A 3,243-nucleotide genomic window follows, 5' to 3' on the forward strand; every position below is an offset into this window, starting at 1 on the left:
GAGATGTGATGAAGAACTATTACGATGAAAAATATTTTGATTGGCAGAGGGATATCGGCTCTTTTGGAGGGTGGGCCAATCGTACGAAATTTGAATCTTATATCTCCCCTGGGGACCGCGTATTGGATTTTGGTGGGGGGGGGGGTATCTTATGGCCCAAATCAACTGTGCCGAAAAGAGGATCGTCGAGATAAACGCTTCGGCCCGAGAGCAGGCAAAAGCCATGGGGATCGAGGGCTACGCGAAATCGGCCGAGGTCGCCGACGCTTGGGCCGACGTCATCATATCGAACAACGCGTTGGAGCATACGGATTATCCTCTGAAAGAACTCGAGGAGCTTCACCGTGTGCTGAGGCCCGGCGGAAAAATTATTTTCGTGGTGCCCTGTTCGAATTATACTTATGCCTACAAGGCAAATGATATCAACCAGCATCTCTACAGCTGGAGTCCCATGGACATCGGCAATCTCTTTACTCGTGCCGGCTTTCATGTTTTGGAGTCGAAGCCGTATCGCCACAAGTGGCCTCCGTATTATCGTCTTTTGGCCCGGGGCGGGCGCCGTTTTTTTGACTTGTGTTGCTGGTTGTATGCGAGATGGGAGACAACTTGGGCACAGGTGCGTGTCGTAGCGGAGAAATAGGGAAGGGTAAATGGGAAGAGGACAAATTGCGCACGAAAGCGGCGTATCGAGGCGGTGGTGAGTGGTGTTTCCAAAACTTAAAAGAAGGCTGAGTTACCTTTTTACGTCCGAGGGGCGGGATTTTCTGCGGCTCTACTGCTCCTGCGCACGACGGGGACGTTACCGTCCCCTGAAAAACGTGTCCTTCAGGGGACTTTCCTTCGACGTCCCCGATGCGCCCAGTTTTTTCTGGCAATACGTTGATATCTTCAAAAATCGGTCTTATCTTTTCCGTGCCGATACCCCCTCCCCCGTCATTTATGACTGTGGGGCGAACGTGGGGGTAAGCGTTGCTTACTTCAAAAGCCTTTATCCCGGCGCCAGGATCGTGGCCTTCGAGCCGGACGAGGAAATATACGGTTATCTGAGTCGGAATTTATCTCGAAACAATCTTCTAGAAGACGTTGTCCTGCACAACGCTGCGGTTTGGACGCACTCGAAGGGAGTAGCTTTCGCTTCAGATGGCGCCGATGGAGGACACGTGGAGGAATGTTCGGGAGAGGGCGCCGTGCCCAGCGTAGATCTGAGGGAGATGTTGCTGGGTGAAGAACGTGTGGATCTTTTGAAGATGGATATCGAAGGTGCTGAGGCAGTAGTTATGCCTACATTGAAATGCGTATTAAAACGCGTGTGCAATCTGTTTTGTGAATATCATTCTTGGGGAACGGAACGGAACGGAACGGAACGGAACGGAACGGAACGGAACGGAACGTTGGGAAGTATCCTGGCAATTTTGGACGAGGCCGGTTTTCGTTATCGGCTCCTTCCCGTGGGGGGCTCTGCAGCAGCGCCCTTCGAGCATCACGGCTTCCCTTGGCAGGTCAATATTTTCGCGGTCAACGAGAGCCTTTAGAGTTTTGTTTGTAGTGGTATTGAGTACGGTTTTGTCGGCTGAAAGACTGTTTTCGGGGCACTTCCATGAGGTGGCTGTCAAGGGCTATGGAAATGTCTTTGCTGCCAAGGCGTTTTTGGATGGGCTCTCCGTGGAGGACGTGAACGATACGGGCCTGCTGGATTTTTACGACGAGGACTATACGATTACGATAGGGGTCTTTGCGAGAAAATGAAGGATACGATTCGGCGATGGATTCTAACGGGGCTCTCATGTCCTGCGGCAGCCCGTGTCCTGTGCCGTCTTCTGGGGGACGGCGTCTTTTGCGTCATGCTGCACCGGATAGGGGAGAAGGACCCGATGCGTCTGCCTCCGAACGAGGACATGAAGGTCTCCCCCGCCTTCCTGGAGCGCTTCATCGTCGACGCCAAGTGCAAGGGCTTCACTTTCCTTTCCGTCTCACAGCTGCATGCCGCCCTGACGGGAGAGGGGCCCTGGCCCTCCCGTTCCCTTGTCCTCGCTTTGGATGACGGGTATCGGGACAATCTGACCGAGGGCCTCTCCCTCTTCGAGAGGCACGGCGTTCCCTTTACGATCTACCTGAGCACCGCCTTTATCGGCAGTTCCTGCGTGCCCTGGTGGTATGGCCTGGAGGGGCTGCTTACCTCGCGGCCTGCACTCCTCTGGGAGGGGAGGACCTGGGATGTAAGGAGCGTCCCGGAGAAGAGCCGTCTCTTCATGCAAATTCGCGGACAGGCTCTGCTGGCGGAACAGGGGGCCGAGGCTTATGTCCTGGACCTGTGCCGGGATAACGATTATGATTGCGGAAGCGCCGATGGCCTTTTCCTGACGTGGGACGAGGTTCGGGCATTGCAGGCTCACCCCCTGGCCGAGCTGGGGAATCACGGGCACCGCCACCTGAACCTGCAGACGGTTTCCAGGGAGGCTGTCTACAGGGAGTTCTCTTTGGCCAGGGAGGAGATGGCCCGGCAGACTGGGTGCGTTCCCGCACATTACGCCTATGCCTATGGTCTCTTCGGCGATGAGGCGCTTTCCGTCGTTCGTGAGATGGGTGCCCTTACCTGTATGACGACGGCTCCGGGGCGCGTGTCGAGGGGCGATAGGGAAAAACTTTGGGCCCTGCCGCGCTTCATGCTGTACGAGGGGATGTCGGTTGACGATTTGCTGGCTCAGTCGGCCTACGTTTCCCTGAGGAGGAGCCTCAGGGGATGAAAGGAGGACGGATAGCCGTTGTCCTTGCCTCTTTGGGGCCGGGGGGGGCCGAACGGATCATGGTTCGTCTCGCCGGGCTTCTGGCACAGCGGGGATTTGCTGTCGATGTCGTCGTTCCGGCGCCTCAGTCGGATGCCATGAAGGCCGGGGTCCCAAAGGAGGTGGCCCTTGTAGAACTCGATGGAGGACATTATTTCGAGTCGCTCCGTCTTTTCCACAGGATTTTCAAGACGAAAAATATCTTTTTGCTCCCGTGGGCGTTTGTGGTCTTTTTCTGGAAACTCTTCGTCTCGACGAGGAGCCTGACGCGTTATATCGGGCGCCGCAGGCCGGACCTCCTGCTGACGGCCCATTACAACGCCATGACGCTGACGGCAAATTTCCTTGCCGGCAGGCCATCCCGGGTTGTTGTGACGGAGCACACGCTGCTCTCGGAGCATCTGAGACGCCAAGTCGCTCCCGTTCGCGTTTGCTTTTCCACGATGTGCCGTCTTTTTTA

At 55.9% G+C, this 3,243-nt stretch carries 5 protein-coding genes; all 5 read left to right on the forward strand.

What is annotated here, in order from left to right; genetic code table 11:
- Positions 1-151: 151 nt before the first annotated feature.
- A complete protein-coding gene (locus SY1_RS10735; protein ID WP_015557028.1) occupies positions 152-640 on the forward strand; it encodes a class I SAM-dependent methyltransferase in 489 nt (162 codons plus the stop codon).
- Positions 641-701: 61 nt separating this feature from the next.
- Entirely contained in the window at positions 702-1,532 is an 831-nt protein-coding gene (locus SY1_RS10740; protein WP_208873782.1) for an FkbM family methyltransferase, read from the forward strand.
- A 19-nt stretch (positions 1,533-1,551) separates the two neighbouring features.
- The gene (locus tag SY1_RS10745) at positions 1,552-1,746 is read left to right on the forward strand and encodes a hypothetical protein (protein ID WP_208873783.1); all 195 of its coding nucleotides are present in this window, start codon (positions 1,552-1,554) and stop codon (positions 1,744-1,746) included.
- Positions 1,743-2,744, forward strand: a complete 1,002-nt coding sequence (locus SY1_RS10750; protein ID WP_208873784.1) for a polysaccharide deacetylase family protein — start codon at positions 1,743-1,745, stop codon at positions 2,742-2,744. Before SY1_RS10745 ends, SY1_RS10750 begins: the two co-directional genes overlap by 4 nt.
- Before the next feature lie 59 nt (positions 2,745-2,803).
- Positions 2,804-3,243 (forward strand): glycosyltransferase (locus SY1_RS10755; RefSeq protein ID WP_243440732.1); only part of this gene is annotated, 440 nt, incomplete at its 3' end.

The sequence above is a fragment of the Fretibacterium fastidiosum genome (genome assembly GCF_000210715.1).
Taxonomy (GTDB): domain Bacteria; phylum Synergistota; class Synergistia; order Synergistales; family Aminobacteriaceae; genus Fretibacterium; species Fretibacterium fastidiosum.